2 protein-coding genes and 1 pseudogene are annotated in these 1,663 nt (G+C 42.4%); 1 reads left to right on the top strand and 2 read right to left on the bottom strand.

The features are described from left to right. Positions 1–184, top strand: a 184-nt coding sequence (locus tag P5674_RS24465) for a hypothetical protein (RefSeq protein ID WP_315670379.1), incomplete at its 5' end; no start/stop codon positions are given. Positions 185–337: 153 nt separating this feature from the next. Here P5674_RS24465 and P5674_RS24460 read toward each other — a convergent pair. Together P5674_RS24460 and P5674_RS24455 are read right to left on the bottom strand one after the other, a co-directional pair. Next, positions 338–1,510 (bottom strand): reverse transcriptase domain-containing protein, encoded by a 1,173-nt coding sequence (locus P5674_RS24460; protein WP_315670377.1) that lies wholly within the window; start codon positions 1,508–1,510, stop codon positions 338–340. Continuing rightward, a pseudogene (locus P5674_RS24455) lies at positions 1,500–1,663 on the bottom strand (HNH endonuclease); the annotation flags it as partial. The gene P5674_RS24460 and the pseudogene P5674_RS24455, both read right to left, overlap by 11 nt.

The raw sequence follows: 1,663 nt of genomic DNA, 5'->3' as shown, positions 1-1,663 counted from the left end.
TTCCCTGCCTTATCTGTATATTTCTATACAAATGTTGGGACATATAAACAGTTATAGGGATGGTCAGGAGTGCATCCTTGTATTCAGCCGAGGGGCTGAAGTCCCTACCAGACGGTTATTTCAGCATTGCAGCCTATTTACGTCTGAACGTCTCGCACCTATCAATTATTCATTATCATCTTAATTAGTCCGATGCCCAGATATTTAAATGGGCAATAGCCAGATTTTTCCCGGTTAAATATTAGGGGTCGAGATAGACCTCACGGTCTACCCCTCCCATTCAGAACCGTACTTGAGACTTTCACCTCATACGGCTCCTAGTTTGACCGTCTCCTTGTTAAGAGTACAGCAACATCTCTTCATCAAGAGCTGTTTTATCATCGTGACAATGGCGATGTAATAATTGAAGATTCTTGTATTCATCCTTTCCGCCTTGGCTTCTAGGTACAATGTGGTCTACTTCAATTAAATCTGATGGGGTAAAGAATTGCCCGCACCAGGTACATCTACCTTTTGGTTTTTTGAGTAGTTTTGCTACCCTAATTGGCGTGTCGATTGCTTGTCCTTTCCTGGTTGCCCAGTAAGTCCAGTTTCCGTCGTATGGTGTTGCGTCGGGGAGTATTAGGGTATGTCTGATAATTGGAGTCCAATTGTGATTGAACAGATGTAACCCATCTTTGGTTTGGAACAGCCAATTTTCGTGTCTTTCTTTCCCATTGCTAAGTTTAATTGTTCCATGTCTGAAATAATTACTTAGCTTTTCGTGACTTGCCTTTCCGCATCTTGATACTGTCCATGCCCGTAACATTTGCCAGATTATGAAGTCTAGCTTATTGAAGGTCTCTGTTGAGACTACTGCTGAGTAATAGTTTGCCCATCCTCTTATAATTGGGTTTAGTCTACTTATCAGGGCTGATTGGGGTGCTGTCTTATGTTGTTTAATTACACCCTTAATCACTTCAGTGTGGGCTTTGACTGCTTTTTGGCTGGGTTTGATATGGGTTTTGTGACCGATTAATCGTCTTGCCATTCCCCCCGTTTTCCCAGATTTATATTTTCCTATCGGATATTGCCTGATATTGAATCCTAGAAATTCAAACCCAGGTTCTTCGGTCTTGCCACCATACTCAATAGTTTTGAGTGTATGACAGATTCGAGTCTTTTCAGGTTTTATTTCTAGTCCTACAGGTTTTAGCCATTCAGAAATAGCAGTTTGGCACTGTTCAATGATTCCTAGGTCTTTGGAGATGACCACAAAATCATCGGCATATCTTATAAGGTTCACCTGGGTGGCTGTGCCTTTATTTGGATACATTCCTTTAACTAGCCTTTCCATTCCCAACAGTGCGATGTTGGCGAGTATTGGACTTATTACCCCTCCTTGAGGTGTCCCTGCTTCTGTATCCTCAAATACACCTTTATCTAGCACTCCCGCTTTGAGCCATTGTTTCAGGTCTCTTTTTAGGCGGCTTGGACAATGAATTTTGGACAGTAGGTATTCATGGTTCACGGTAAGAGCATTTTGCTATATCCGCGTCAAGAACATAGTACTGTCCTTGATTTATGGCAGTATAAATTCTGCTAATTGCGTCATGGGCTGACCGTCCTGGACGGAACCCATAGCTTGTGCCTTCAAATCTCGATTCCCATTCAGGTTCGAGAG

Source organism: Limnospira sp. PMC 289.06, from assembly GCF_032350395.1.
Lineage (GTDB): Bacteria > Cyanobacteriota > Cyanobacteriia > Cyanobacteriales > Microcoleaceae > Limnospira > Limnospira platensis.
Note: the sequence above shows the minus strand (reverse complement) of the source record. Positions and strands in the feature narration are given on the sequence as shown.